This window comes from Kocuria sp. MNB10, from assembly GCF_054073685.1.
Window position 1 is genome coordinate 42,181 of the sequence record NZ_CM133411.1, and the last position, 26,577, is coordinate 68,757.

23 protein-coding genes are annotated in these 26,577 nt (G+C 69.8%); 3 read left to right on the forward strand and 20 right to left on the reverse strand.

The window, feature by feature from the left end; genetic code table 11:
• Positions 1 to 27: 27 nt before the first annotated feature.
• From ACW9PK_RS00180 to ACW9PK_RS00205, 6 genes are all read right to left on the reverse strand, one after another.
• Entirely contained in the window at positions 28 to 789 is a 762-nt protein-coding gene (locus ACW9PK_RS00180) for a YebC/PmpR family DNA-binding transcriptional regulator (protein ID WP_035961624.1), read from the reverse strand.
• Between the two features lie 86 nt (positions 790 to 875).
• Positions 876 to 1,607, reverse strand: a complete 732-nt coding sequence (locus ACW9PK_RS00185; RefSeq protein WP_144931832.1) for a type 1 glutamine amidotransferase — start codon at positions 1,605 to 1,607, stop codon at positions 876 to 878.
• A gap of 9 nt (positions 1,608 to 1,616) precedes the next feature.
• Positions 1,617 to 2,930 (reverse strand): Mur ligase family protein, encoded by a 1,314-nt coding sequence (locus ACW9PK_RS00190; RefSeq protein WP_085105997.1) that lies wholly within the window; start codon positions 2,928 to 2,930, stop codon positions 1,617 to 1,619.
• Positions 2,931 to 2,982: 52 nt separating this feature from the next.
• On the reverse strand, positions 2,983 to 3,558 hold the full coding sequence (locus ACW9PK_RS00195; RefSeq protein ID WP_085105996.1) for an HIT family protein: 576 nt from the start codon (positions 3,556 to 3,558) through the stop codon (positions 2,983 to 2,985).
• A complete protein-coding gene (thrS, locus tag ACW9PK_RS00200; protein ID WP_457016195.1) occupies positions 3,555 to 5,687 on the reverse strand; it encodes a threonine--tRNA ligase in 2,133 nt (710 codons plus the stop codon). The genes ACW9PK_RS00195 and thrS overlap by 4 nt, the downstream gene beginning before the upstream one ends.
• 321 nt (positions 5,688 to 6,008) lie before the next feature.
• Positions 6,009 to 6,890, reverse strand: a complete 882-nt coding sequence (locus ACW9PK_RS00205; protein WP_368835252.1) for a DUF2382 domain-containing protein — start codon at positions 6,888 to 6,890, stop codon at positions 6,009 to 6,011.
• Positions 6,891 to 7,226: 336 nt separating this feature from the next.
• Between ACW9PK_RS00205 and ACW9PK_RS00210 the strand changes: the two genes are divergently transcribed.
• The 3 genes from ACW9PK_RS00210 to ACW9PK_RS00220 all read left to right on the forward strand — a co-directional run bounded on the left by ACW9PK_RS00210 (position 7,227) and on the right by ACW9PK_RS00220 (position 9,443).
• A complete protein-coding gene (locus ACW9PK_RS00210) occupies positions 7,227 to 7,718 on the forward strand; it encodes an NfeD family protein (protein WP_085105993.1) in 492 nt (163 codons plus the stop codon).
• Positions 7,719 to 7,768: 50 nt separating this feature from the next.
• Positions 7,769 to 8,989 carry an SPFH domain-containing protein gene (locus ACW9PK_RS00215; protein ID WP_085105992.1) on the forward strand — a complete coding sequence of 407 codons (1,221 nt, stop codon included), beginning with the start codon at positions 7,769 to 7,771 and terminating at the stop codon, positions 8,987 to 8,989.
• 118 nt (positions 8,990 to 9,107) lie between these two features.
• The gene (locus tag ACW9PK_RS00220; RefSeq protein WP_085105991.1) at positions 9,108 to 9,443 is read left to right on the forward strand and encodes an RNA polymerase-binding protein RbpA; all 336 of its coding nucleotides are present in this window, start codon (positions 9,108 to 9,110) and stop codon (positions 9,441 to 9,443) included.
• A gap of 164 nt (positions 9,444 to 9,607) precedes the next feature.
• Here the strand turns inward: ACW9PK_RS00220 and ACW9PK_RS00225 are convergent, their stop codons facing one another.
• The 14 genes from ACW9PK_RS00225 to ACW9PK_RS00290 all read right to left on the reverse strand — a co-directional run bounded on the left by ACW9PK_RS00225 (position 9,608) and on the right by ACW9PK_RS00290 (position 26,483).
• Positions 9,608 to 10,348, reverse strand: coding sequence for a polyprenol monophosphomannose synthase (locus tag ACW9PK_RS00225; RefSeq protein WP_064846996.1), 741 nt, complete (start codon positions 10,346 to 10,348; stop codon positions 9,608 to 9,610).
• A gap of 188 nt (positions 10,349 to 10,536) precedes the next feature.
• Entirely contained in the window at positions 10,537 to 11,802 is a 1,266-nt protein-coding gene (locus tag ACW9PK_RS00230; protein WP_457016196.1) for a hypothetical protein, read from the reverse strand.
• 48 nt (positions 11,803 to 11,850) lie between these two features.
• On the reverse strand, positions 11,851 to 14,679 hold the full coding sequence (locus ACW9PK_RS00235; RefSeq protein WP_457016197.1) for a DEAD/DEAH box helicase: 2,829 nt from the start codon (positions 14,677 to 14,679) through the stop codon (positions 11,851 to 11,853).
• A gap of 47 nt (positions 14,680 to 14,726) precedes the next feature.
• Entirely contained in the window at positions 14,727 to 15,539 is an 813-nt protein-coding gene (gene tatC, locus ACW9PK_RS00240) for a twin-arginine translocase subunit TatC (RefSeq protein ID WP_085106078.1), read from the reverse strand.
• A gap of 195 nt (positions 15,540 to 15,734) precedes the next feature.
• Positions 15,735 to 16,076, reverse strand: a complete 342-nt coding sequence (tatA, locus tag ACW9PK_RS00245; protein ID WP_286737718.1) for a Sec-independent protein translocase subunit TatA — start codon at positions 16,074 to 16,076, stop codon at positions 15,735 to 15,737.
• The gene (locus ACW9PK_RS00250; protein ID WP_064846992.1) at positions 16,060 to 16,440 is read right to left on the reverse strand and encodes a hypothetical protein; all 381 of its coding nucleotides are present in this window, start codon (positions 16,438 to 16,440) and stop codon (positions 16,060 to 16,062) included. Before ACW9PK_RS00250 ends, tatA begins: the two co-directional genes overlap by 17 nt.
• 24 nt (positions 16,441 to 16,464) lie before the next feature.
• Positions 16,465 to 18,729 (reverse strand): WYL domain-containing protein, encoded by a 2,265-nt coding sequence (locus tag ACW9PK_RS00255; RefSeq protein ID WP_457016198.1) that lies wholly within the window; start codon positions 18,727 to 18,729, stop codon positions 16,465 to 16,467.
• Positions 18,730 to 19,125 carry an FKBP-type peptidyl-prolyl cis-trans isomerase gene (locus tag ACW9PK_RS00260; RefSeq protein ID WP_144996777.1) on the reverse strand — a complete coding sequence of 132 codons (396 nt, stop codon included), beginning with the start codon at positions 19,123 to 19,125 and terminating at the stop codon, positions 18,730 to 18,732.
• Between the two features lie 64 nt (positions 19,126 to 19,189).
• Positions 19,190 to 20,197 carry an FKBP-type peptidyl-prolyl cis-trans isomerase gene (locus ACW9PK_RS00265; RefSeq protein ID WP_206069137.1) on the reverse strand — a complete coding sequence of 336 codons (1,008 nt, stop codon included), beginning with the start codon at positions 20,195 to 20,197 and terminating at the stop codon, positions 19,190 to 19,192.
• Positions 20,198 to 20,301: 104 nt separating this feature from the next.
• A complete protein-coding gene (gene pafA, locus ACW9PK_RS00270) occupies positions 20,302 to 21,711 on the reverse strand; it encodes a Pup--protein ligase (RefSeq protein WP_144996781.1) in 1,410 nt (469 codons plus the stop codon).
• A 4-nt stretch (positions 21,712 to 21,715) separates the two neighbouring features.
• Positions 21,716 to 21,922 (reverse strand): ubiquitin-like protein Pup, encoded by a 207-nt coding sequence (locus tag ACW9PK_RS00275; RefSeq protein WP_098055493.1) that lies wholly within the window; start codon positions 21,920 to 21,922, stop codon positions 21,716 to 21,718.
• Between the two features lie 52 nt (positions 21,923 to 21,974).
• Entirely contained in the window at positions 21,975 to 23,702 is a 1,728-nt protein-coding gene (dop, locus tag ACW9PK_RS00280; RefSeq protein ID WP_457016199.1) for a depupylase/deamidase Dop, read from the reverse strand.
• A complete protein-coding gene (gene arc / locus ACW9PK_RS00285; RefSeq protein ID WP_457016200.1) occupies positions 23,699 to 25,411 on the reverse strand; it encodes a proteasome ATPase in 1,713 nt (570 codons plus the stop codon). The genes dop and arc overlap by 4 nt, the downstream gene beginning before the upstream one ends.
• Entirely contained in the window at positions 25,404 to 26,483 is a 1,080-nt protein-coding gene (locus ACW9PK_RS00290; RefSeq protein ID WP_144931822.1) for a tRNA (adenine-N1)-methyltransferase, read from the reverse strand. The genes arc and ACW9PK_RS00290 overlap by 8 nt, the downstream gene beginning before the upstream one ends.
• Positions 26,484 to 26,577: the final 94 nt, after the last annotated feature.

Here is a 26,577-nt window from a genome sequence, read left to right on the forward strand (position 1 = left end):
TGCCGGGCCACCGCGGGACTCACGGAATTACTCGTCGTCCTCGAGCTCGGCCATGACCTCGGCCGGGATGTTGGCGTTCGAGTAGACATTCTGCACGTCGTCGAGCTCCTCGACCGCGTCAGCGAGCTTGAGGAACTTGCGCGCACCCTCGGCGTCCAGGTCCACCTTCATGGTGGGGCGGAACTGGGGGTCGTCGTTGTTGTACTCGAGACCGGCCTCGTCCAGGGCGGTGCGGATCGCGGGCAGATCGGTCGCCTCGCTGACCACCTCGAAGTCGTCGGACTCGTCGAGCACCTCCTCGGCGCCGGCGTCGAGCACGGCCATCAGGACGTCGTCCTCGGTGAGACCGTCCGTCTTGGCGACCTCCACCACGCCCTTGCGCTCGAACAGGTACGCCACGGAACCGGAGTCCGCCATGGTGCCGCCGTGGCGGGTCACGGCCACGCGCACCTCGGAGGCCGCGCGGTTCTTGTTGTCCGTGAGGCACTCGATGTACAGCGCGGTACCCTGCGGGCCGCGGGCCTCGTAGAGGATCTCGGTGTAGTCGATCGTCTCGCCCGTGAGCCCGGCGCCGCGCTTGATCGCGCGGTCGATGTTGTCGTTGGGCACCGAGTTCTTCTTGGCCTTGGAGACCGCGAGTTCGAGCGCGGGGTTACCCGAGGTGTCCGCGCCGCCCATGCGGGCCGCGACCTCGATCCCCTTGATGTACTTGGCGAACGCCTTGGCGCGCTTGGCGTCGATCGCCGCCTTCTTGTGCTTGGTCGTGGCCCACTTGGAGTGACCTGACATGAATGACCTCCTCGAAAGAATGCGTCCGGCCCCTGCGGACCGGACACGGATCGACCTCCATGATAACGAGCGCGGGGCGGGGCCCGTCAGCGCGGGCGCGACGCGGCGACGTCGCGGGCGCGCTGTGCGAGCGTGTCGTCGAGTTCGCCCTCGGGCAGGGTCTCGCCACGCAGCTCGAGTGCCGCCGAGAGCAGGAAGTCCGCGACGCGCGGGTTCTTGGGCAGCAGCGACCCGTGCAGGTAACTGCCCAGCACGTTGTGGGTACGCGCGCCCTCCGTGGCGTCCTGCCCGTTGTTGCCGGCCCCCGAGACGACACTCGCGAGGGGTTGTTGCCCCGCGCCCAGGTGGGTGAGCCCCGAGTGGTTCTCGTAGCCGACGATCGTGCCCAGGTCCGCGGACTCGGTCACGATGTTGCCGATCAGCCGTTCCGGACCGGCCACCGTCTCGAGGTCGAAGATCCCGATCCCGGACAGTGTCTCCCCGGCTCCCGTGCGGAAACTGTGCCCGAAGAGCTGGTAGAGCCCGCAGATCGCGAGCATGGGCACGCCTCGGGCCACGGCCTCGTGCAGTCGCGGTGCCACCACGGCGAGGTCGTCGGCCACGCGGAACTGTCCCGAGTCCTGTCCTCCGCCGCCCACGAAGAGGTCGGCGTTCTCGGGCCACGGGTCGCCGGGGTTGTAGTCCACGATCTCGGTCTCGAGGCCGTGGCGTTCGGCGCGGCGCTTGAGCGTGAGTGTGTTGCCCCAGTCGCCGTAGATGTTCATGTCCCGGGGGTAGAGCTGCACGATGCGCAGCGCCCCGGCGGTGTCGTGTGCCACGGTGTCCTCCTAGATGGCCGCCACGTGCGTCATGTCGCCCAGGATCCTGCGCAGGGAGAGCATGGCCGTGTACGTGCAGAAGATTCTCATGGGGCGCTCCCCCGAGTCCGCGATGAACCGGCGTAACGCGTCCTCGAGGTCCGGTTCCACCGCGGCCACGCGCACGAGGTCGTAGTCCAGGCGCAGCGCCATGTCCCACGCGCGCACGCCCGAGACCATGTCCACGCCGCCGTCGCGCAGCGCGTCGAAGTCCACGTCCCACAGCCACGAGACGTCCCGGCCGTCCGCGTACTGGTCGTTGATCGCGATCATCGTGGCGTAGTCCTGCGCGGAGGCCGAGGCCAGGGAGAGCCGGAAGCCCGCGGGGTTCTTCACGAGCAGCAACTGCAGGGGCTTGTCCTGGACCGTGATGGTCTCCCCGCGACCGAACGCCGGGGTGACCTTCCCCAGTTCGGCCACGAGGGAGGGGACGTCCGCCGCGTCGCCGAGCACCTGCAGGCTCGTGGCGAGGGCGGCCGCGGCGTTGTACTGGTTGTAGACGCCGTACAGGTCCACCGTGGCGTCGTGCTTGCGCCCGCGCACGTCGAGTTCCACGCTGCGCGCGTTCACGGCCTCGAGCACGACGTCGGCGTCGGGCCGACGCGCGGACGGCACGTCCGAGTCCTGGGCGCCGGGGTCCACCTGTCGTAGCCCGTCACGCATGTCGTCGTCGGACGGGAACATGGGGCGCAGTGCGTCCGAGAGCCCGAACCAGCTCACGGCGGTGCCCTCGGTCACGTCCTGGGCGAGGCTCGCGATCCGAGGGTCCTCGCGGTTGAGCACGACCGTGCCCGTGGTGGCGCGCGCGACCTGGCTCAGCATCCGGCGCGTGGTGTCGATCTCCCCGAACCGGTCGAGCTGGTCCCGCATCACATTGAGCAACAGCGAGATCCGGGGCCGGACCTGCTTCACGAAGTGCACCGCGTGGGCCTCGTCCAGCTCGAGCACCGCGACGTCCGCCACGAGCCGACCGAACGCGTCCATCTCCGCGAGCAGGGACGCCGCGACACCGCGCACGAAGTTGGAGCCCGTGCGATTGGTAAACACGCGCAGTCCTTGTGAACGCAACAACTGGACGGTCATCTTGGTCGTGGTGGTCTTGCCGTTGGTGCCGCTGATCACCACCACGCCGAGTGGCAGCTTGGCGAGTTCCTCCGCGACGAACCCGGGGTGCAGTTTCTCCATGACCAGGCCGGGGAAGGCGGAGCCACCGCCGCGCAGGCTCGACGCCCAGCGCACCCCCTGGCCGAGGACACGTACGAGTGGTCGGGACATGGTCTCCATCCTAGTGAGCGGGCGGATTCGCCCGGCGGGGCGGTTCGGGGCCCGCGGGGGGTCAGTCCCGGGGCCACGCGCGGGCGATGTCCTCGCGCGTGGCCGCCAGGGTCTGGATGAGGGGTTTGGTGTGGGCGACGACGGGCATGAAGTTCGCGTCCCCCGTCCAGCGCGGGACCACGTGTTGGTGCAGGTGCTCGGACAGCGAACCGCCGGCGGCCTGGCCCAGGTTGAGTCCCACGTTGAACGCCGCGGGGCTGGCGACGTCCCGGATCACGAGGACCACGGTGCGGGTCAGCGTGTTGAGCTCCCACAGTTCGTCGTCCGTGAGCTCCGTGAGCTCCGCCACGTGGCGGTACGGGCACACGAGCACGTGGCCCGGGTTGTACGGGAAGAGGTTGAGCACCGCGAAGCAGTGCTTCCCGCGGTGGACGATCAGCGCGTCCTCGTCCGAGCGGCCCGGCGCGGTGCAGAACGGGCAGCCCGGAGGCTGCTCCACGGACGTCTCCTCCCCGCGCACGTACGCCAACCGGTGCGGGGTCCACAGCCGTTGGAAACCGTCCGGGTCGCCGGGCAGTTCGAACTCGTCCCGACTCACGCCCTCCCCGTCCGACGCCGCGGCGTCCGGGGCACTCACGACTGTCCCGACGCCGCGTCACCCGCCGCGGTGTCGGCCGCGACGGCGCCGTCCCCTGCGGCCGGGGCCTCCGGGGTGTCCTGCGCGGGCGCCGTGGGGTCCGCGTTCTGACGCCGATCGATGTGGCCCGTGATCAGTTCCACCGCGTCCTGCTGGGACACTCCGTTGTACTGCGAGCCATCGCGGAAGCGGAACGAGACGGTACCGGCCTCGGCGTCGTCGCCCCCGGCGATCACGACGAACGGGATCTTGTCCTTGGAGGCCGTGCGGATCTTCTTGGGGAACCGGTCCGAGGACGTGTCCACCTCCACACGCACGCCGCGTTCGCGCAAGGCCTGAGCGAACTCGTCAAGGTAATCGTCGAAGGCGTCCGCCACGGGGATCGCCCGGACCTGGGTGGGCGACAGCCACACCGGGAACGCCCCCGCGTAGTGCTCGGTGAGCACGCCCATGAACCGCTCCACGGACCCGAACAGGGCCCGGTGGATCATCACGGGCCGGCGCCGGGTGCCGTCCGACGCCTGGTACTCGAGGTCGAAGCGCTCGGGGAGGTTGAAGTCGAGCTGGATCGTGGACATCTGCCACGTGCGCCCGATCGCGTCCCGCGCCTGCACCGAGATCTTGGGACCGTAGAACGCCGCTCCCCCGGGATCCGGTACGAGCTGGAGCCCCGAGTCCTGGGCGACCTCCTGCAGGGTGCGGGTCGCCTCGTCCCAGATCTCGTCCGAGCCCACGAATTTCTCCGGGTCCTTGGTGGACAGTTCCAGGTAGAAGTCGTCCAGACCGTAGTCCTTGAGCAGGGACAGCACGAAGTTCAGGGTGCTCGTGAGCTCGCCCTTCATCTGCTCACGCGTGCAGTAGATGTGGGCGTCGTCCTGCGTCATCCCACGCACACGCGTCAGACCGTGGATCACACCGGACTTCTCGTAGCGGTAGACCGCACCGAACTCGAACAACCGCAGCGGCAGTTCCCGGTAGGAACGGCCCCGGGAGCGGTAGATCAGGTTGTGCATGGGGCAGTTCATGGGCTTGAGGTAGTAGTCCTGGCCCGGTTTGGTCAGCTCACCCGTGGCCGGATCGCGCTCCTCGTCCACGTGCATGGGAGGGAACATCCCGTCCCGGTACCAGTCCAGGTGACCCGAGACCTCGTAGAGATGACCCTTGGTGATGTGGGGCGTGTAGACGAACTCGTACCCGGCCTGGGCATGGCGCTCGCGGGAGTAGTCCTCCATCTCCTTGCGGATGATCCCGCCCTTGGGGTGGAACACCGGCAGCCCGGAGCCCAGTTCGTCCGGGAAGGAGAACAGGTCCAGCTCCACACCCAGCTTGCGGTGGTCGCGGCGCTCGGCCTCTGCCAATCGTTCCTTGTACTCGCGCAGTTCGTCCTTGGTGGGCCATGCCGTGCCGTAGATCCGCTGCAGCTGCTTGTTCTTCTCGCTCCCGCGCCAGTACGCGGCGGCCGAACGCATCAGCGCGTAGCCGTTGCCGATGTGCTTGGTGTCCGGCAGGTGCGGGCCGCGGCACAGGTCCCGCCACACCACGTCCCCGCTCTTACGGTCCAGGTTGTCGTAGATCGTGAGGTCACCGGCGGCCACCTCCACCGAGGCACCCTCCGCGGACTCGTCCATGGCACCGGAGCCGGGACCGCCGGCCAGGTCGATGAGTTCGAGCTTGTACGGCTCGTCCGCCATCTCCGCCCGGGCATCGTCCTCGCTCACGCTGCGCCGGCGGAAGATCTGGTTCTTGTTCACGATCTTGAGCATCGACTTCTCGAGCTTCTTCAGATCGTCCGGGGTGAACGGCTCCTCGACGTCGAAGTCGAAGTAGAACCCGTCCGTGATGTAGGGCCCGATCCCCAGTTTCGCGTCCGGGCGCAGCTCCTGCACGGCCTGGGCCATCACGTGGGCCGTGGAGTGGCGCAGCACCTCGAGGCCCTCGGGGTCACCGATCAGCACGCGCTCCACGGTGTCCCCGTCCCGCAGCTCGGTCGCGAGGTCCTTGAGCTCACCGTTGACGTGCGCCACCACGACGTCGCGCTGCTCGCTGTACAGCTCCGCGGCCGTGGTGCCCTGGTCCACGGTGCGTGACTCGCCGTCCACCGTCAACCGCAGGGAAGGGGCATCCGTCATGGTGTTTCTCCTCATCAGATCTTGTGTGCGCCCGCCCGTACCGGGGGCGGGCCGTCGTGCAGGACTCGCGCGCTGGACGCGCCGACGACCTCATCGATGCTACCGCCCCGGCCCCGCCGCCACGAAGACGGGCACGACGCCGCTGCGGGGCCGCGTCCGTGCGGACCGCGCCTCTCCGGCCGAGCCGGCCGCCTCCACGACAGCGCGGTGCGCGGACGCGGGCGTGCCCCGGCGCGGTTGTACCCGGACATGGTTGTACCCCGGGCCGGAGCCCGGGGTACAACCGTCAGTGCTCACACGGCGTCAGCCGCGCGCCGCGGATCAGCGGCGGGGAGCCTCGCCGTCACGGCCGAGGTCACCACGATCGACGTCGGTCTCGACATCGACCTGTTCCTTGCGGACGTCGGCCTCGACGCGCTGGGTCTCCTGGACGGTCTGCTTGTTCAGCCCGACCTCTTCCACGGCCACGGCTTCCTTCTGGACGACGGGACGCTCCTCGTGCAGGGTCACGTCCACCTCTTCCTCACCAATGGTGCCGTTGTCCACGCGAGCGTTCGTGTCGTTGATCGGCGTGCGCTCGACGGTGACCTCTTCGCGCTCGACGGGGACGTCCACGGTCTCGTGGTCGGTCACGACGTACTTGCGCAGGCGGGCGTGGCCGGCCTCGCGCTCCTGCGTGCCCACGTTGAGGCGCTCCTCGTGGCGGACCACGGAGGCCTCGTCACCGGCGGTCGCGGCGACGTCGCGGCGGTCCTGGTCCACGGCGTCGCGGTCACGATCGGCAACATCGCGATCGACGACATCGCGGTCGGCGGCGGCGGTGCCGGCGACACCCGCGGTACCAGCGGCAGCGGTGGTGCGATCACGATCGGTGCCCGCGGTACGGCCGTCATCGTAGTTCAGCTCGTAGTAGCGGTACAGCTCCTCTTCCTCGGCCGGGGAGAGGTGCTGGTCGGCGTCGACCTTCGGAGCGTCCTTGATGACGTCCTTGGTGTAGGGCAGGACCACACGGTCGCCGTCCTGACGAGCGCCCTTCACAGGAACGAAGTTCTCTTTGGCGCCGAACAGACCGGTGTTGACGGTCAGGAACGTCGGCTCGCCCGAGTTGTCGTCCAGGAAGACCTGCTCGACCTTGCCGATCTTGTCACCGTCGGAACCGTAGGCCGTGCTGGACAGAATTGCATTCACGTCGAACGTGGTCATCGCATAAACTCCTCAGTAAGTCTCTGCTGCCGGCGCACGGTTTGTGCGCCGTAGGCCGCCGCACCCGCAATGGGTGTGTGGTCTGGCTTCGTGACCCATATTACGACCCACATAGTGACGCGCCACTGATTTCCTGCACGTTTCTCTCACGGGGAAACCGGCGCGCCGTTGCCGCGGGAGCGTCGCGGCATGTGATTACCAGCGGCACTGGCGTGGGGCCTGCGGGATCACGTCGGTGTCGTAGGGCACAATGGGCTGGACCACGTGAGATGGATCCCCGGGCTCGCACCGGGGCATCCGAGAACCGATGACACCGGACGAGGACGGAGCCGTACCGTGTGGGACGCACTGGTCAACAATCCCTGGATCCTGTGGCTGATCGTGATGCTGGTGCTCGCAGCCATCGAGATGCTCACCCTGGACTTCCTCTTTCTCATGATGTCGCTCGCCGCCCTGGTCACCGCCGGCGTGAGCCTGGTCGTGGACAGTTTCACCGCGCAGGTGGTGATGTTCGCGCTGGTGTCGGTGCTGCTGATCTTCTTGATCCGCCCGATCGCCCTGCGACGTCTCAACAGGTCCACGCCCACGACCCGCTCCAACACCGATCGCCTCATCGGGCTGCGGTGCATGGCGCTGGAGCCCGTGAGCCAGCACAGCGGCCTGGTGCGCCTGGAGGGTGACATCTGGACCGCCCGCACCGCCACGGCCGCCGCCCTGCCCGAGGGTAGCACCGCCTACGTCCACCGCATCGAGGGGGCCACCGCGGTCGTCGCGGACGTGGCCCCGGTGCCCACGCACACCGACCCCGGGCGCGGCGTCCGACCCTGACCCCGGACGAGCGCCCCGGCGCACCGCCGAACCCCCACCGAAAGGACCCCATGTCCATCGTCATCGTCGTCCTGTTGGCCGTGGTGGTGCTCGCCGCGGTCATCACCCTTATCAAAGCGGTGCGGATCGTCCCGCAGTCGCGCGCGGGCATCGTGGAGCGACTGGGCAAGTACCAGTCCACCCTCAATCCCGGGCTGCACTTCCTCATCCCCTTCATCGACCGGTTGCTGCCCCTGATCGACCTGCGCGAACAGGTCGTGCCGTTCCCCGCCCAGTCCGTGATCACCGAGGACAACCTGGTCGTGGGCATCGACACCGTGGTCTACTTCCAGGTCACTGATCCCCGCGCCGCCACGTACGAGATCACCAATTACATCCAGGCCGTGGACGAGCTCACGAGCGCCACGCTGCGTAACGTGGTGGGTGGGTTGAACCTCGAGGAGACCTTGACCTCCCGCGACAAGATCAACGCGGAGCTGCGCGGCGTACTGGATTCCACGACCGGGCGCTGGGGCATCCGGATCTCCCGCGTGGACATCAAGGAGATCACTCCCCCGCCGTCCATCCAGGACTCCATGGAGAAGCAGATGCGCGCCGAGCGTGACCGCCGCGCCGCGATCCTCACCGCCGAGGGCGAGAAGCAGTCCCAGATCCTCACCGCCGAGGGTGAACGTCAGGCCGCCGTGCTCTCCGCAGAGGGTGACGCGAAGGCCGCGATCCTGCGCGCGGACGGTGAGGCGCAGGCCATCGCTAAGGTATTCGACTCGATCCACCGCGCCCGCCCCACCCAGAAGCTGTTGGCGTACCAGTACATCCAGACTCTGCCCAAGGTCGCCGAGGGCACGGCCAACAAGGTGTGGATGATCCCCGCCGAGCTGAGCACCGCGCTGCGCGGTGTGGGTTCCTACCTCAACCCCGGCGCGTCGGACGACCCCGAGGACGACGAGTACGAGGACGAGGCCCCCGCTGCACCGGACCTGCCGGAGAGCGCCCCCATCGTGGAGCACGAGACCGTCAAGGTCACCGAGAAGGACCTGGAACCGGACCTCACCTTGACGGACCCGAGCGAGTTCGAGATGCCGGATTCGCCCTACACGTCCCCGATCGCCCAGGAGGCCGCCGATCCCCACGTGGACGAGGTCAACCTGCCGGTCACGGACTCGGAACCCACGACCGCCGGCACCACCGGGACGGATGCCGAGTCCGGCTCGTTGCCCCGGCACGCCCGCCCGGAGGCCCCCGAGACCGATCCGGGGAATGAATCCCGCTGACTCCCCGTTACGCTGGGGAACGAAGAGTGGGCCCGCGAGGACGGGACGCCCGGTGTGAACGCACCGCAGCGTCGTCGTCGCGCGGCCCACGAGAACGTACGTCGGGAAGGATCGTCGCGTGAGTGATCGCAGCCTACGAGGGATGCGCCTGGGCTCCCAGTCCATGGAAACCGAGGCCGGGGTGGAGCCGGCGCCGCGTCAGCGCGTGGAATACCGCACCGCGGAGGGCGAGTCCGTGTCCGTGATGTTCGCGGCGGAGGCGGAGATCCCCCCGGTGTGGACCACCAAGACCGGCCAGGAAGCCATCCTGGTCAACGGTGAGAAGCCCGAGAACCCCAACGAGAAGCACCAGCGCTCCCACTGGGACATGCTCCTGGAGCGGCGCAGCATAGAGGAACTCGAGCAGACCCTCGAGCAGCGGCTGGCGTTCTACAAGGAGCAGCACGCTCTCTGATCCCTTCGCGCGGTCGATGATCGATCGCCGACACACCAACGGAACGACCCCCGCCCGATGGGCGGGGGTCGTTCCGTTGGACGAATAGTAGGTACGCGCGAGGCGATGCCGGCGCGGTGGCTCGAACCGACCCGCGAGCCGGCCGGGCACGGAGCAGCGGCCGGTCAGCGGCCCAGGCCCAGCTTCCCGGCGAGCGTGCGCGCACGGGCCGTGAGGCCCCACTTGGCCACGCTCGTGGCGGCCTCCACGGTGACGTCGTTGCTCATCTTGGACGCACCCTCCTCGCGTTCGACGAACGTGATGGGCACCTCCACGATCTTCAGCCCCAGGCGCTCGGCGCGCCACGCGAGGTCGATCTGGAAGCAGTAGCCGCGCGAGCGGACCGAGTCCAGGTCCAGGGCCCGTAGCGTGGTGTCCCGGTAGGCGCGGAAGCCACCCGTGATGTCGTGGATGGACGTGCCCAGCAGGACACGCGAGTAGATGTTGCCACCGCGCGAGATCAGCTGTCGCTGCAGCGGCCAGTTCTCGGTGCGCCCACCCGGGACGTAGCGCGAACCGATGGCCATGTCCGCGCCCTGCTCCACGGCGTCGAGCAGCAACGGCAACTGCTCGGGCTGGTGGGAGCAGTCCGCGTCCATCTCCACGAGGACGTCGTAGTCGCGCTCGAGACCCCACGCGAAACCGGCCAGGTACGCGGGCCCCAGGCCCTCCTTGGCGGGTCGGTGCAGGACGTGGATGTTGCCGTCCTGCTCGGCCATGGCATCGGCCATGTCACCGGTACCGTCCGGGCTGTTGTCGTCGGCGACCAGCACGTGGGCGTCCGGCACGGCGGCGCGCAGCCGCTTGATGACCGTGGGCAACGATTCACGTTCGTTGTACGTGGGGATGATGGTGAGAACTCGCACCGGGCGTCCTTTCATGCCGCTGGTAGCCGGGCACCCGAGCCCGGACAGACCACTGGGCGGGCCCATCCGCCTTCGGACCAGAGCGGCCCGAAGGGCGCGCGCTGTTTTCTAAGGACGGATGAACCCACCCGGCAGTAAGAACTCAGTCTAACGTCAGGGGCGATCAGGACCAAGATGAAAACGCGACGTCATGGGCGCGGTTCCGCGCCGCTCACGAGCGTCCCGGCCACCACGGTGGCCTCGCACCGCGGCAAGCGGGAATCGTCGAGCGCGGGCAGGACGGGCGTGCGCGCCCGCGGGTCCGTGCTCCACGACGCGCCCGTGCCCTGGGCCTGTTGCACCATGACGGATTCGGCGTCCCACACCGCGAGCGTGGCCTCCGCGCCCGGTGCGAGCTGCCCCGCGAGGGGTGTGCCCCCGCGGTGAGCGCGCCACACCCCGCGGGTCAGAGCCAGGAACGCAGCGCGCGCGGAGGTGCGCAGGTGCTCGTCGGGTGCCTCGAGGGCCGCCTTGACGGCGGTCCACGGATTGGGGTCGTCGGTCATGAGCGTCACGGGCACACCGGCACGGGACAGGTCCCGCAGCGGCGTCCGTCCGGGCACGCAAGAGACGGTGATCGCCAGATCGGCCAGGCGTTCGCACTGGGCTTCGGACAACTGTTCGACGCCCACGATCCGGTGCCCCCGCGCATGGAACGCCCGGCCGCCGAGTTCCTCCGCGGCGGCGTCCGCGGCGTCCAGCAACGCGTCAACGCGGGGATCCCCCGACGACGACGATGCATCTTCCGTCGACGCCTCGTCCTCCCCCGCGGTCTCGTCCGGATCGTCCTCGGGGCGGTCGTTGCCGGAGGCGTCGCTCCCGGACAACTCGTTCCCGGACAGTCGGCTTCCGGACGGGTCGTCCCCGAACGAGCCACTCTCCGACGCGCCTTCCCCGGACGGGGGCAGAACGAGCACCGCTTGCAGCCCCACTCGCGTGCATACCACGAGGTGTTCCCGCGCGGCATCGGCCAGAGCAGCGGGATCACCGAACGCAGCGGCGTCGAACCCCAGGGCGGGCGACGGCAGTGCCGAGGGGTCGAGCTCGTCGGTGTCCCGCGCGCGGCGCACCAGGATCGGCAGGGCATGCAGCCCGTCCGCGCGGACCTCCCGCGTCGCGGCGTCGAGCGCGTCGGGGTCCGAGCTCACCAGTTCCACGGCTCCGTAGCCGTGCTCGGCGCGCGGAAGCTGCCCGGACCCGACCACTCGGTGGTGGGCGACGAACGCGGGGGTGACCACCGCGGCCCGCAGGTCTTCCGGGGTGACGTCCGCGCCGGCCATGGCCCGGGCGGCGTCGTCGGAACCGACCCACGCCACGGTCGCGCCGTCCAGGAGGATGGCGGTGGCGAACGGGTCAGCGGGCGAGTACACCGATCCGTTGATCCACACCCGCACGGCTTGTTGTTCTGACTTCACGTGATTCCCTCCGACCGGGCGTGCGGAACCCCCGCGCCCGGCATTGTCTTACTGGTCGAAGACGCTGTACTCGACGACGCCGCGGCGCACGGCTTCGATGGCCCGGTGCGCGGTCTCGCGCAGCTCGGGATCGAGCCCTTCCACGCCGCGCAACTGGTCCAGGACGTCCACGGTCTGTTTGGCCCAGCGCACGAAATCCCCCGCGGCCAGGTCGGTGCCGGTGAGCGTCCGGGTCAGAGTGGCGCCCCGGGCCCAGCGGTACATGGCGTCCGCGAGCCCCAGCTCGGGGGCGGCCGTGAGCGGCAATCGGTGCTCGGCCTCGCGCGCGGAGAGCACCGACCAGTTGTGGAGCAGGATCTGGACGGATTCCTCCATGTGGGCCGTGGGCATCTTGGGACGCGCGCCCTGGTCCTCGCGCCGGGGCTGGTAGACGAGTGCGGTCATGACACCGGCAAGTCCGGGGGCGTCCAGTCCGTCCAGGAAGCCGTCCCGCAAGCACAGTGCGAGGAGCAGGTCCCGCTCACCGTAGAGCCGGCGCAACTGTTCGCCCGCCGCGGTGGGCTGCAGGTGGTCGGATTCGTCCGGGCTGAGATACTCGAAGTGCGTGAGCACCGCGCACACGCGGTCGAAGGTCGCGGCGATGCTCCCGGTGCGCCCGGCGATCTGCTTACGCAGTGCCTGGGTGTCCTTCTCGAGCTTCCACGCGCGCTCCGCCCAGCGGGCGTGTTGTTCGCGGTCCGAACAACCATGACACGGGTGCGAACGCAACCGTCGGCGCAGGTCCTCGATCCGGTGATCGCGCGCGGAGGTCCCCCGGTCGAAGCGGATCGCGTGACCGCCCGAGCGGGCGCGCGCGGGACGGTGCTCGCGCAACGCGGCCCGCACGGTCGCGGCGAGGTCCTTGCGTTCCTGGGGGGACTTCCCCGAGAAGTGCTTGGGGATCCGGATCCGGGATTCGGGTTCCAGGGAACCGTCCAGGTCGTTGACACCCACCCGGCGCAGTTTGCCGTCCACCGTGAGAATGTGGGGGCGCGGGTCGAAGGGGTGCGCGTCCTCGCGCAGCACCACGGCCCACCCGGCGTTGCGGCCCTGAGGGATCTCGATCACGTCCCCGGGCAGCAGGTCCTGCAGGGCCACCGCGGCGTCGTTACGTTGACGCGCCGAGCGGGACTTGCTCGCGGACTTCTCCTCCGCCGTGAGCTCACGGCGGAGCGCAGCGTACTCGGTGAAGTCGCCCAGGTGGCACGTCATGGCGTCCCGGTAGCCCTCGAGGGTCTTCTCCTGGGAGCGCACCCGTTTGGCCAGGCCCACGACCGAGCGGTCCGCCTGGAACTGCGCGAACGAGGTCTCCAGGATGGACCGGGAGCGTTTGGCCCCGTAGCGCGCGATGAGGTTGGTGGACATGTTGTATGTGGGCCGGAAGCTCGAGTTCAGCGGGTACGTGCGCGTGGACGCGAGTCCCGCGACGGCCTGGGGGTTCATCCCGTCCCGCCACAGCACCACGGCGTGGCCCTCGACGTCGATCCCGCGCCGGCCCGCGCGCCCCGTGAGCTGGGTGTACTCCCCCGGGGTGATGTCCACGCGAGCCTCACCGTTGAACTTGTCGAGGCGTTCGAGCACCACGGAACGGGCCGGCATGTTGATCCCGAGCGCCAGGGTCTCCGTGGCGAACACGGCCTTGATGAGCCCCTCCGAGAACAGCTGCTCGACCACTTCCTTGAACACGGGCAGCATGCCCGCGTGGTGGGCGGAGATCCCCCGGATGAGGCCCTGGTACCAGTCCTCGTAGTTCAGCGCCGCGAGGTCCGCGGTGGACATGTGCGCGGTGGCCTCCGCCGCGAACGCGCGCAGGGTGCGCTGCTCCTGCGGCGTGGTGAGCCACAGGTCCGCGGCCACGCACTGTGCCACGGCGGCGTCGCACCCGGCGCGGGAGAAGATGAAGGTGATGGCGGGCAGCAGGGCCTCGGCGTCGAGCCGGCGCAACAGCTGGGGGCGGGAGATCCGCTCCTGCCGCCCGGTGCGGGGCTCCTGGTGGCGGCCGCCGTGACGACGGCGATTGCGGTGACCGGGTCCGCGCCCACCCGACCGACCCCCGCGGGGATGCTGGGCGCGGAACAACCGCAGCAGCTCGGGGTTGACCTCGGGTTCGTCCCGGTGTTTGTCCGAGTGGCGCTGCGCGGCCTCCTCGACCGTGGTGTCGTCCACGAACAGGTCCAGCAGCTGCGGCCCCACCTGGACGTGCTGCCACAGCGGGACCGGACGGTGTTCGGAGACCACCACGTCCGTGCTGCCGCGGACGTCATCGAGCCACGCACCGAATTCCTCGGCGTTGGAGACGGTCGCGGACAGGGACGCGAGCTGGACGTGCTCGGGCAGGTGGATGATGACCTCTTCCCACACCGCACCGCGGAAGCGGTCCGCGAGGTAGTGCACCTCGTCCATGATCACGAACCCCAGGTTCGCCAGGGTGGACGAGCCCGCGTAGAGCATGTTGCGCAGCACCTCGGTGGTCATCACGACCACGTCCGCTTCCGAGTTCACGGACGTATCACCCGTGAGCAGACCCACACGGTCCGAGCCCCAGCGGCGCGAGAATTCGTGGAACTTCTGATTGCTCAGCGCCTTGATGGGCGTGGTGTAGAAGGCCTTCTTACCCCGGGTCAGTGCGAGGTGGATCGCGAACTCCCCCACCACGGTCTTTCCCGCGCCCGTGGGGGCGGCCACGAGCACTCCCCGGCCCTCCTCGAGAGCGCGGCACCCCTGCGTCTGGAACGGGTCCAGTTCGAAGTCCACGGTGTTCTCGAAGGCCGATAGCTCCGTGCTCACGTGGGCCGCGCGAGCCTTCGCGGCAATGTACCGTTCGGCGGGGGAAGACATGCTTCCACCCTACGCGGTGCCTCTGACACCCCGGGAATCGGGGCGGATCAGTCTCCGTGGGCGGTGCTGCCCATCGAGCGCAGCGCTTCCGCCGAGGTTCCCCGGTCCGCGTTCGCACCGGTCGCGGCGGCCTGCCGGGCCTGCTTCTTGGCACGACGCCGGTCCAGGTACAGACACAGCCCCACGGCCACGAAGAACAGCACCAGCAGCGGGATGGCCAGGTAGAGCATGGTCACGGGATCCGGACCCGGCGCGGCCATCGCGGCGATCACGAGCACGACCACCACCACAATCCGCCACGCCTTGAGCACGGTGCGCCCGGACAGCAGGCCCAGCACGTTGAGACCCACGAGCAGCACGGGGACCACGCACGAGATCCCGAAGGTCAGGATGAGCTGGAGGAAGAAGCGCAGGTAGATCCCGGCCTCCACGAAGTTCGCCCCGCCCTCGGGCGTGAACGCGGTGAGCGCGTAGACGGCCGCGGGCAGCGCGGTCACGGCCAGGGCGCACCCACCCAGGAACAAGGGGATCGCCGCCGCGAGGAAGGCCATGGCGTAGCGGCGTTCGTTCTTGTGCAGCGCCGGCGTGATGAACGCCCACAACTGGTACAGCCACACCGGCGACGCGAAGATTAGCCCGAGCACCACGGCGACCTCCACCATGATGTTGAAGGACCCGCCCACCGAGGAGTAGTTGATGGTCGCGGTGCGCCCGGACTCGGCCAGGCGCTGCAGCGGCTCGGTGATGTACTGCATGAACGGCTCGTACGCCATGAAGCCGAGCACCGCGCCCAGCACGGTGGCCACGGCGGACTTGATGAGGCGGTTACGCAGTTCCCGCAGGTGCTCCTTGAGCGCCATCTGGGCCTGCGGGTTGTGCCGCCGCGACGTGCTCTTGCGGCGTTCCCGGCGCTGTTGCCGAGTGGAACCGGGGGCCTTCCCGGAATCCGTGGTGGACATGGGTCCCTGTCCTCTCTGACGGGCCGTTCACCCGCATGCGACGGGGCCGAGCCGTGCGGCTCGGCCCCGCGCGGGTCCCGACGGACGATGCCGGGATCAGGCGGTGGGGCGCTGGTTCTGGTCCACGGTGGGCGCGGGCTGGCCCGGCTGCGGGGTGATCACGGTGGGCTGCTCGGCGGCCGGCTGTTGCACCGAGGGCTGGGTGCTCGACTGCGCGGCGGTGGTGCCCGCGACGGGCTGGCCATCGGCGACCGGCTGGCCGTTGACGGTCACGTTCGGATCGTCGTCGCGCTTCATCTCCTTGACCTCGGACTTGAAGATGCGCAGGGACTGGCCCAGGCTACGAGCCATCCCGGGCAGCTTGGGGGCACCGAAGAGGAGCAGGATGACCACGAGGATCAAAACGAGGGTCAGGGGGCTGTCAAACAAGCGGCCCATGGCGGAGTCCTTTCTGTTCAGCCCGGCGCACGTCCGAATACCTCTGGGGCTGCCCCAGGGTGTCCCTGCGCTGCATCCTGCGGATGAGCCGAGCTGTTTGTCGTTGGTCCCGGCCGCTACGGTAGGCGGCGCGGGTCTCGTCCACCGGGGTGAACATGGCTGGCGAGGCGGGTGTGCGCAACGGCGTGGAGTGTCCCTGGGCCGCGGCGTTCCAGCGGGTGGCGAAATCGGTACCGCTTCGCTCGATCTCGTCCAGCGCGGGCAGCACCTGCGTGCGCACGACCCGGTAGAGCACCCACCCGATGAACGCGGCAGCGCCCAGGACCAGAACGGTCCACAGCACGACCCACATCCACCACAGCATGGCCCCAGTATAGGCAGTCGACGGCTACGGACGCCCGGGGGTGGGCTCGGGACAGCTGCTGTTCAACCACTGTTCAACGGCGGCCACGGCCTCGGGCGGTGAGACCACGCCCACGTGTCCCGCATGCCGTGTGACCAGGGACGACAGTGCATCCAGCGTGGGGAAGTCCACCTCCGCGGCCACGTACTCGGGCAGTGGACGCGGCCCCCGCGCCGCGCGTGCGCGGGACCCGGGAATCGGCTGGGAGTTCGACTCCCGGGGCGCGGCGTCGGATTCCTCCGTCTCCCCCGGTGCCGGTGGCACGGAGACCTCTACGAAGCGCTTGGCGTGGTAGTGCTCCACGATCCACCGCCCGCGCCGATCGGTGACGACCACGGCCTGGACCGGACGACGCTTGGCCGGTTGGATGCTCGAACGCACCTCCGATTCCATGCGCGGGTGCACCTCGGCCTCACCCGCGTCCTCGCAGCCCACGATCCGGTCGGTGCGGAACGTGCGCGGCGCGTTGGCCTGCAGGCACCAGCCCCGCACGTACTGCTGCCCGTCCGAGAAGATCATCCGCACGGGGTCCACATGCCGCTCCGTGACCTCGTCCCGGGAGGCCACGAGGTACTGCAATCGCACGCGCCGGCCGTTCTTGATCGCGTCCCGCAGGCGGGTGACGAGCGCGCTGTCACGGGGCTCCGCGGCGGCGTCGGCGTCCGGTGCCGCAAGCGCGTCCGCGAGCGGCAGCGCGTCCGCGGCGGTCGCGACCTTCTGCATGGCCGAGCGCACGACCCTGCTGTCACCGCCCGGAACGGCCTGCAGGGTCTGCAACCCCATGAGCAGCGCGCTGGCCTCGGGGACGGTCAGCCGCACGGGTTCGGACAGTTCCTGCGCGTTGCCCAGGTAGATGTGGCCGTCGTCCCAGGACGCGTCGATGAGCTGGTCTGGCATGTGCCCCGGGCGCCCGCACACGAACAGGGTCTGCAGGTCGTTGACGAGTTCCGCGTCCGTGATCCCGAAGTGCCGGGCCGTCTCCTCGAGCTCCGCGCCCTGGTGGGCGTAGACGTGGCGCACGATGTGTAGCAGCCGCGCGAGGTGCTGTTCGGTGCTGGCCTTGGCCGCGCCGTGACGGCGCTGCTTGCCCCAACGCACGTCCACGCCGGGCATCCGCGCCTGGAAGGCCCGCGCGTCACGGAGTCTGCGGGCCACGGCGTCGGCGACCGCGTTCTGGGTCGCGATGTCCTCGGCGGTCGGGGCGTCGTCGCTCGTCGAATCGGGTTCGACCGACGGCCCGCCCTCGGCCGTCGGGGAGCTCCCGCCCTGTGCGGCGTCGCCCCGAATGCCGGGCACGGGTTCGCGGGGCACCCGGGCGTCCGGGCCCGCCGCGCACACGTGTTCCGCCGCGGACTCGGTGTCGTGCACCGCGAGCTGCACGGCGTCGTAGCCCTCGGGGGCCCGCCACGCGGGTGAATCGGACGGCGCGGCAATGCGGCGCAGCAGCTGGCCCGCGCCCTGGCGGACATGGACCACCACGCACAGCTGCGGCGGCTGGCTGACCATGCGCGCGAGCTGACCGCCCATGGAAAAGTCCCGGGGCGGCTCGAACGTCTCGCGCGTGGTCTCCACCTCGGAGATGATGCGGGAGAGCCGGAACGTGCGCTGTGCACGCCGGTCCGTGTCCCAGCCCGCGAGGTACCAGGCTCCGTAGCGGGAACCCACACCCCACGGCTGCACCGTGCGCTGGGAGAATGCCCCGGTGCGGTCCACGTAGTCGAAGCGCACTGTGCGGTGCGCAAGCACTGCCGAGAGTAGCGGCTCGAAGGCGGGGTCCGCCACGGCCACGGTGGGCTGCAGGTCCCGGCCCGGCGCGGCCTCGCCGCTGAGCGCCGGTTCGAGCTTGTCGAGGGCGCGGCGTGCGAGCCGGTCCTGGGCAGCGTCGTTCCACGCGTCCGCCGCGACGGCGAGCACCGCGGACTCCTCTGCACTGAACCGCACCCGGGGCAGCCGGTACGAGCCCCGGGGCACGCGGTAGCGCGGGGTGAGCTGCGCGTCCGAGGCCCAGGGGTCGTCGTCCGGGATCTCCTCCACCGGGTACCCGAGTGAGCGCAGGTGCGCCTTGTCTCGCTCGAACATGCGCTCGAACGCGTCCTGGTTCCCGGCGCGGTCGTAACCGGGCACGATCCCGCGCAGCTGCTCACGGGTGTACCCGGACTCGCGGTCGAGCAGGGCGATCAGCAGGTTGAGGAGCCGCTCGGCGGACGCCGTGGTGGAACGGCGCGCCGAAGGCCCCGCGGAGGGCGCCATTCAGCGGACGTCGAGCAGGTCCACCACGAAGATCAGGGACTCGTCCGGGCCGATCACGGCGCCGGCGCCGCGCGAGCCGTACGCCAGCTCGGAGGGGATCTCCAGCCGACGCCGACCACCCACCTTCATGCCCAGCAGACCCTGGTCCCAGCCCTGGATGACCTGTCCCACGCCCACCGTGAAGCCCAGCGGCTCACCGCGGTTCCAGGAGGCGTCGAACTCCTCGCCCCCCGAGTACGTGACACCCACGTAGTGGCACGAGACCGTGTCCCCGACCTTCGCCTCCCGGCCGGTGCCCTGGATCTCGTCCACGATCCGCAGCTCGGTGGGAACCGGGTCCTGGGGGAAGTCGATCTCCGGCTTGGAACGATCAAGCTTGCGCTCTCCGAATGACACGGGCTCTACCTTTCGTCGTGGGCCCCCGGGCGGGGCCGTGCCGAGCACACAGTGTAGCCGTGTCTCACTTGCCGGACGCAGAGGACTCCGGGCTCGCGCTCGGTGCCGTAGACGCACCGGGAGTGGCGCTCGCCGAGGCCTGCGGGCTCGCGGTCTCCGTCTTCGGGGTAGGTGTGGTGCCGAGGATGTCCACCACGAACACGAGCGCGCCCGCGGGGTACTGGGAGTCCTTGCCGAGCTCCTTCTCCGTGCCGTAGGCCTTGTCGGTGGGGATCACCAGCTCCACGCGCGAGCCCACCTTCTGGCCCTTCAGACCCTCCTTCCAGCCGGCGATCACACCGTTGAGGGGGAAGGAGGCCGGAGTGCCCTTCTCGTAGGAGGAGTCGAAGGACTTCCCGTCCGCCCAGCGCACGCCCACATAGTTCGCGATCACGGTGTCCGACTCCTTGACGGTGTCACCGTCCCCCTCGATCAGCACGTCCGTCTTCAGCTCCTTGGGCTCGCTACCGGAGGGCTTGGCGATCGTGGGGGTGCCCTTGTCGTCCTGCGTAACGTTGGGCATGCCCTTGGAGGGGGTCTTCATCTTCTCGTTGAGCGAGGGCATGATCTTCTTGGTCACCTGGTAGACCTCCACCGAGGTGGAGTCGTCCCCCTCGGAGGCCGCGCCGCTGGTCTTGGGAGAGCTGTACGCGATGATCTCCCCCTCCTTGGCCTTCGTCAGGGCGTCGTACATCTGCGGCAGGGAGTCCTTGAGCTCGTCGTTGACGGTCAGCACCTGTCCGGCACCCTGACTGTAGGTGTCCCCCAGCGAGGAACCATCCGAGCCCTTGTACAGGGCCGCCTGCAGCATGATGCTGTCGCCGGCGTGGATCTCCTCACCGTCCCCCTCCTTCAGGACCTTGGTCTGCGCGTCGTCCACCTTCATTGGGGTCTTGAAGGACACCGACGGCGCGGTGCCCTGCGAGGGGTCTGCGGACAGTTCCACGGAGTCCCAGCCCGAGCCCCCGCCGCAGCCGGTCAGCAGCAGGGACAGGGCGAGCGCGGCGGTGCCGGCAGGGATGATCTTTCGCACGAGGGGGTGACCTTTCGTCATCGGGGTGCTGGCTCGGGGCCAATGTAGAGGACCCGCGTGGGCCGCGGCTGGGAGAGTCCCCGGAACACTGCGGGCGGGTGGGGTCAGGCGCGTCCAGAGGTGATCTCTGCGATCAGCTCCTCGACGTCCGGCTGGGTGGTGGCGAAGGGGTCCTTGCACATGACCGTGCTCTGCTGGTGCTCCCCGTTGAGCTTCAGGTGCACCCAGTCCACGGTGGTGCTGACCCCGGCGTCGTGGGCCGCGGCCACGAACCGCCCGCGCATCCGCGCCCGGGTGGGAGGGCCTTCGACGACGGCGCGCTCGACGTCCTGCGGGGCCACGAACGTCTCCACGGCACCGCGGCGCTCCAGCATATGGAAAAGTCCGTGGCGCACGGAGGTGTCGTGGTAAGCGAGGTCCAACTGCGCCATGCGGGGGTGGGACCAGTCCATCCCGTGGGCGCTCGCGTAGGAGTCCAGCAGCTTCTTCTTGATGGCCCAGTCCAGCTCGCGGTCCACCAGCGAGCTGTCCTGCTCCTCGACGGCGCGCAGCCCACGGTCCCACAGCCCGACGACCCAGTCGAGGCGGTCGTGGTGCGCGCCGTGGCGCTGCACGAACCGGGTGACTTCCTCAAGGTACTCGCGCTGCAGTTCGATCGCCGAGCGGTAGCCCCCCGCGGCCAGCTCCAGCGGTGCCAAACCGGTGAGGTCGTGGGAGACCTGCCGCAGGGCGGCAGCCGGGTCCGCGAGCGTGCGGTCCGGCAGGATCTGGCCCGCCTCGATCATGCGCAGCACCGCGTCCGTGATGCCGATCTTCAGCGCCGTGGTGGTCTGGGACATGGACGAGTCGCCCGTGATGACGTGCAGCCGGCGGTAGCGCTCGGCGTCCGCGTGCGGTTCGTCCCGGGTGTTGATCATGGGGCGGGAGCGGGTGGTGGCCGAGGACGACCCCTCCCACACGTGGTCCGCCCGCTGGGAGAACGAGTAGCCGGGGCGCCCGTCCCCCAGGGCCAGGGAGCCGAAGGGCGGCGGCCCGTCCGGGTGCACCCGACCCGCGCCCACGAGGATCTGCCGCGTCACCAGTAGCGGCAGCAGGTGCTGGACCAGCCGGGAGAACTCCGTGCGGCGGGCAATCATGTAGTTCTCGTGCGAGCCGAACGAGTTGCCGGCGGAGTCCGCGTTGTTCTTGAACAGGTGCACCGTGCCGCCCACGCCCTCGGCGTCCAGGCTCTCCTGCAGCTGAGCGCGCAGGTCGTCCACGATCCGTTCGCCGGCGGCGTCCTGGGCGACGACGTCGTGCAGGGTTGCGGCCTCGGCCGTCGCGTACTCGGGGTGGGAGCCCACGTCCAGGTACAGGCGCCCGCCGTTAGGCAGGAACACGTTGGAGGCCCGCCCCCACGCGAGCACCGGTGCGAACAGCCGCCGCGCCGTCTCGTCCGCACCCAGGGGACGGCCCTGCGGTGCGCTGTGGATCAGGCCGAACTCGGTCTCGATCCCGTAGATCCGCCGTTCCACGGTATTACTGGCCGCCCTTCTGCACGAAGCCCTTCACGAAGGCCTCCGCGTTGGTCTCGAGCACGCCGTCGATCTCCGCGAGCAGGTCGTCGGTGCCCTGGGTGTCCCGCTGGGCCTGTGCGGCGCCCGAGGCGGGCGGGGTCGCGGGGGCCGGGGCGTCCGGTTCCTCCTCGCGGCGGGATCCGGTGCGGAAGATGCGTTCCTGTGCCATGGTGTCCTCCTGTGGCTTCTCGAATGGGGTGTGCTGCGCCCGACCGGGTGGTTCAGCCGATGTCGCTGCCCGTGACGAGGGCGGGCCGGTTCGCGGCCACGCGCTCGATCCAGGTCTCGACGTCCGGGGCGTCGAACCAGTCCTCGCACGTGTCCCGGGTGAGGTCATGAGGTTCGGGCATCCTGACCCGAGCTCCCCGGCGGATCCCGGGGAACGTCACGGTCAGTGTGTCCCAGCCCACCGCGGCCATGTCCCGCGGGTACCGGGACACCGCGGTGCCCCGGAAGTACGCGCGGGTGTCGGTCGGCGGATGGTCCGCGGCCGCGGTGATCCGGTCGTGGTCCACGAGGGTGCGGATCCGTCCGGCGGCGGCAAGCTTGTGGTAGAGCCCCTTGTCGGGGCGCACGTCCGCGTACTGCAGGTCGATCGCCACGAGCCGGGGATCGTCCCACGCGAGACCGTCGCGTGTGCGGTACGCGGTGAGCAGCGCGTACTTGGCCGCCCAGTCCAACCGGTCGGACAAGCGCGCGGGGTCCTCGGCGAGGTCCGTGAGCACCTCGTCCCAGGTCTGCAGCACGTGGGCGGTGTCCTCGTCCAACCCGTTCGGGGCCAGCTCGGTCTCCAGCGCCAACGCTGCGCGGTAGTACTCGCGCTGCAGCTCCACCGCGGTCAACTCCCGACCGTTCGCGAGCGCCACCGTGGTGCGCAGGGACGGGTCGTGACTGATGGCCTGCAGCGCGGCCACGGGATCCTCGAGTTCGAGGCGCGGCGCCCGGTCGTGTTCCACGAGGTTCAGCACCAGGGACGTGGTCCCGAACTTGAGCAGCGTGGCCACGTGGGAGAGGTTGGCGTCCCCGATGATCACGTGCAGGCGCCGGTAGCGGGTGTCGTCCGCGTGGGGTTCGTCCCGCGTGTTCACGATCGGGCGGTGGATCGTGGTCTCGAGCCCCACGGTGCGTTCGAAGAAGTCGGCGCGCTGACTCAGTTGGAACCCAGGATGTGAACCGTCCACCCCGAGGCCCACACGGCCTGCACCACACATAATTTGCCGGGACGCGAAGAACGGCAGCAGGGCCGCGGTGATCCGCTCGAAGGGCACGGCGCGTTCCACGGTGTAGTTCTCGTGGGCGCCGTAGGACACCGACTTGTTGTCCGTGTTGTTCTTGTAGAGGTTCACCGGCGCGGCATCCGTCCCCGTGGAAACCTCCGCGAGGTACTCCACGGCGCGGGCAGCCACCACGTCCCCCGCGGCGTCCCACGTGAGCGCGTCCAGGGGCGTGGTGACCTCCGGGGACGAGTACTCCGGGTGGGAGTGGTCCACGTAGACCCGCGCGCCGTTGGGGATCACGGTGTTCATGATCACGCGGCGCCAGTCGAGGTCCTCCGTGTACATCGCGGATTCGCTGATCGCCTCCGCGGCGATCTCCTCCGCGGTGAGCACCGGCGCCTCATCGGTGAGCTGGCTCGGGTGGGCGTCCTCGCGGGCCACGGTGAACCCCCGGGCATCCGCGAGCGGGGTCTCGGAACCGTAGTCCCACCCTGTGCCGAGCGGGGCGTCCGGGGAACCGGGCTGCGCGGCGTCGTCGTCCGATGGCGTGGGCCCGGCCGAGCCCACGGACCGTTCCCTGCGTGCCGCCTCCTGTTCCCGAAGCCGTCGGGCGACCCACGCGGCGTACCCCGTGACCACGCGGGTCGAGAGCACCGTGGGGTTCGCACCCGGTTCACCCTGGGCCAGCACGCCGAACTCGGTCTCGCTGCCCATGATCCGCCGTACCGTCATGCCGCGCCCCCGTCCGGACGCTGCGTGTCGGAGACCCCGGGGCGGTCCACCGCGATCCGGACGTCCTGGATGGTGTCCGCGCGCCGACCGGTCAACCGGGCCCAGTCCTCCGGGTCCGCGGTGTTGGGCAGGTCCTGTTGTTCGTGGAACTCCTGGTTCACGGCGTCCACGAGGTGCTGCGCGGTGATCCCGCGCCGGCCCGTGGTCAGCAGCGTCTTGATGGCCTGCTTCTTGGCGCGGTCCACCACGTTGCGGATCACCGCGCCGGACGCGTAGTCCGCGAAGTACAGGGTCTCCTGGCCGCCGTCGCGGTACGTGATCGTGAGGAACTCGGTGTCCGGGGTGCGCGCGTACATGCGCCCGATCGCGGCGTCCACGAGCTCCCGGGCGGCCTGCGCGCGGGAGCCGGCGCGAGCGACATCGTCCTCACGCAGGGGCAGGTCCTCGGTGACGTACAGCGAGAAGATCTCCCGCGCGCCCTGCTCGTCCGGGCGGTCGATGCGGATCTTCACGTCCAGGCGACCGGGGCGCAGCACCGCGGGATCGATCATGTCCTCGCGGTTGGTCGCGCCCACCACGATCACGTTGTCGAGCTGCTCCACGCCGTCGATCTCCGTGAGCAACTGTGGCACGATTGTGGTCTCCACGTCCGAGGACAGCCCCGAACCGCGCACGCGGAACAGCGAGTCCATCTCGTCGAAGAACACCACAACGGGGATCCCGCGCGCCGCCTGCTCGCGCGCGTTCGCGAAGATCGAGCGAATCTGGCGCTCGGTCTCCCCCACGTACTTGTCGAGCAGCTCGGGGCCCTTGATATTGAGGAAGTAGCCCTCGGGCCGCGCGCGCCCGGCCTTGGCCGCGCTGCGCTCGGCGAGCGAGCGCGCAACAGCCTTGGCGATCAGCGTCTTGCCGTTGCCCGGGGGACCGTAGAGCAGGATGCCCTTGGGCGGGCGCAGACCGTGTTCGCGGTAGATGTCCGGGTGGACGTAGGGCAGTTCCACGGCGTCGCGGATCGCCTCGATCTGAGGCCCCAGCCCTCCGATGTCTGTATAGCGGACCTCCGGGACTTCCTCGAGCACGAGCTGTTCCACGTCCGTGCGTTCCACGGGTTCCAGGGCGAAGCCCGTGCGGTGGTCCACGGTCAGGGCGTCCCCGGGCTTGGGGCGCTCACGCCGCAACCGACCCGAGAGTAACAGCACGCGTTCCTCGTCCGAGCGGCCCACGGTGAGCACGCGGTCGTGGTCGATGACCTCCTTGACGGTGGCCACCTCCCCGGTGCGCTCGTAGTCGAGCACCGCGATCACCACGTAGTGCTCGTTGAGCAGCACCCCCAGTCCGGGCTCGCACGCACTCAGCGACACGAGAGGGCTCAGGGCCACGCGCATCTTCCGTCCCGCGGAGAGCACGTCCACCGACGGGCCCGTGACCACGGGACCGTCCCCGGTGGCCTCCCCCAAGGGCTGGCGACCGTGGTTGACCTGCAGCACCACGGCGAACGTCGCGGGCGCCTCGGCCTCCGCCGCGAGGGTCTTCTTGAGCGTCACGATCTCCTGGCGGGACGCGTTGAGCAACCGCACCAGCTTCTCGTTCTGCGATCCCACCGCCGCGAGCTGCTTGTCCAGGTTGCGCTTCTGGTCCCGCAGCATGTTGATCTGGCGCTGGGTGATGTCCGCGGCCGAACGGCCCGCGGTGCCGCCCGATTCAGTCATCGCGCACCTGACCCTCGTCCGCGCGGGCCTGCTCGTCGATCTCCCGCTGGGCGCGCGCGGCGTGCTCGGCCAACGACGCCGCATCGCGGCCCGCGCGGCGCAGCTTGCGGTCCGAGACCACGCGCTCGCCCAGGGCCACGGGAGTCCACGCCTGCAAATCCTCTTCCGTGTACTCGCTCTTGGAAGCGCGCCGCTTCGGAGCCAACCTGGGTGCGCCGTCCACGAGTCGGCGGGACTGGATCAGGAACCCGGTGTGCGCGACCATGCGGTGGTCCGGGCGCACCGCGAGCCCCTCCACATGCCACCCGCGCACCATGGTCTCCGAGGCCTCGGGCTCGGTGAAGCGGCCGTCCGCGCGCATGGCCTCCGCCACGCGGGACAACTGCGGCACGGTGGCCACGTAGCAGATCACCACGCCGCCGGGCGCGAGGGTTGTGGCCACGGCGTCGAGGCACTCCCACGGGGCGAGCATGTCCAGGATCACGCGGTCCACGGACCCGGGCTCCTCCCGCGCGGCCAGTTCCTCTGCGAGGTCCCCGAGGCTCAGTTCCCACGCGGGGTGCGGGCCGCCGAACATGGTCTCGATGTTGCCCCGGGCGATCTCCGCGAACTCCTCCCGGCGCTCGAACGAGTGGACGTGGCCTTCGTCCCCCACCGCGCGCAGCAGGGAGATGGTCAGCGCGCCGGAACCGACCCCGGCCTCCACGACCCGGGCGCCCGGGAAGACGTCCGCCATGGTCACGATCTGCCCGGAGTCCTTGGGGTAGACCACCGCGGCTCCGCGGGGCATGGACAGCACGAAGTCCTTGAGCAGTGGCCGCAGCGCCTGGTACTGGATCCCCGAGGTGTTGGACACGACCGTGCCCTCGGGTTGGCCGATCAACAGCTCATGTGCCAGCACCCCGCGATGGGTGTGGTGTTCCCCTCCGTCCACCAGGGTGATGGTGGTCATCTTCCCGGTCTCGTCCATGAGTTGGACGCGCTCGCCGGAGCGGAACGGGCCGCGCCGGTTGGCTGCTCCCCGCACGGTGGCGCCGGTGGGGTTCGGGTGGGATTCCTGCTGCTCGCTCATCTGCTCGCTCTCACGCGTGGTCGTCGTCGGGGCCGTCCGGCTCCGTAGGTACGCCCGCACCGCGGGCCGCCCCGAGCCATTCTCCCACCGTAGC

Excerpts from the sequence above, each read along its gene's own strand:
- ACW9PK_RS00180 (WP_035961624.1), bottom strand. The coding sequence starts at position 789 with ATGTCAGGTCACTCCAAGTGGGCCACGACCAAGCACAAGAAGGCGGCG.
- ACW9PK_RS00190 (WP_085105997.1), bottom strand. The coding sequence starts at position 2,930 with ATGGAGACCATGTCCCGACCACTCGTACGTGTCCTCGGCCAGGGGGTG.
- thrS (WP_457016195.1), bottom strand. The coding sequence starts at position 5,687 with ATGACGGATGCCCCTTCCCTGCGGTTGACGGTGGACGGCGAGTCACGC.
- ACW9PK_RS00205 (WP_368835252.1), bottom strand. The coding sequence starts at position 6,890 with ATGACCACGTTCGACGTGAATGCAATTCTGTCCAGCACGGCCTACGGT.
- ACW9PK_RS00215 (WP_085105992.1), top strand. The coding sequence starts at position 7,769 with ATGTCCATCGTCATCGTCGTCCTGTTGGCCGTGGTGGTGCTCGCCGCG.
- ACW9PK_RS00235 (WP_457016197.1), bottom strand. The coding sequence starts at position 14,679 with ATGTCTTCCCCCGCCGAACGGTACATTGCCGCGAAGGCTCGCGCGGCC.
- tatC (WP_085106078.1), bottom strand. The coding sequence starts at position 15,539 with ATGGCGCTCAAGGAGCACCTGCGGGAACTGCGTAACCGCCTCATCAAG.
- tatA (WP_286737718.1), bottom strand. The coding sequence starts at position 16,076 with ATGGGCCGCTTGTTTGACAGCCCCCTGACCCTCGTTTTGATCCTCGTG.
- ACW9PK_RS00250 (WP_064846992.1), bottom strand. The coding sequence starts at position 16,440 with ATGCTGTGGTGGATGTGGGTCGTGCTGTGGACCGTTCTGGTCCTGGGC.
- ACW9PK_RS00255 (WP_457016198.1), bottom strand. The coding sequence starts at position 18,729 with ATGGCGCCCTCCGCGGGGCCTTCGGCGCGCCGTTCCACCACGGCGTCC.
- ACW9PK_RS00275 (WP_098055493.1), bottom strand. The coding sequence starts at position 21,922 with ATGGCACAGGAACGCATCTTCCGCACCGGATCCCGCCGCGAGGAGGAA.
- dop (WP_457016199.1), bottom strand. The coding sequence starts at position 23,702 with ATGACGGTACGGCGGATCATGGGCAGCGAGACCGAGTTCGGCGTGCTG.
- arc (WP_457016200.1), bottom strand. The coding sequence starts at position 25,411 with ATGACTGAATCGGGCGGCACCGCGGGCCGTTCGGCCGCGGACATCACC.
- ACW9PK_RS00290 (WP_144931822.1), bottom strand. The coding sequence starts at position 26,483 with ATGAGCGAGCAGCAGGAATCCCACCCGAACCCCACCGGCGCCACCGTG.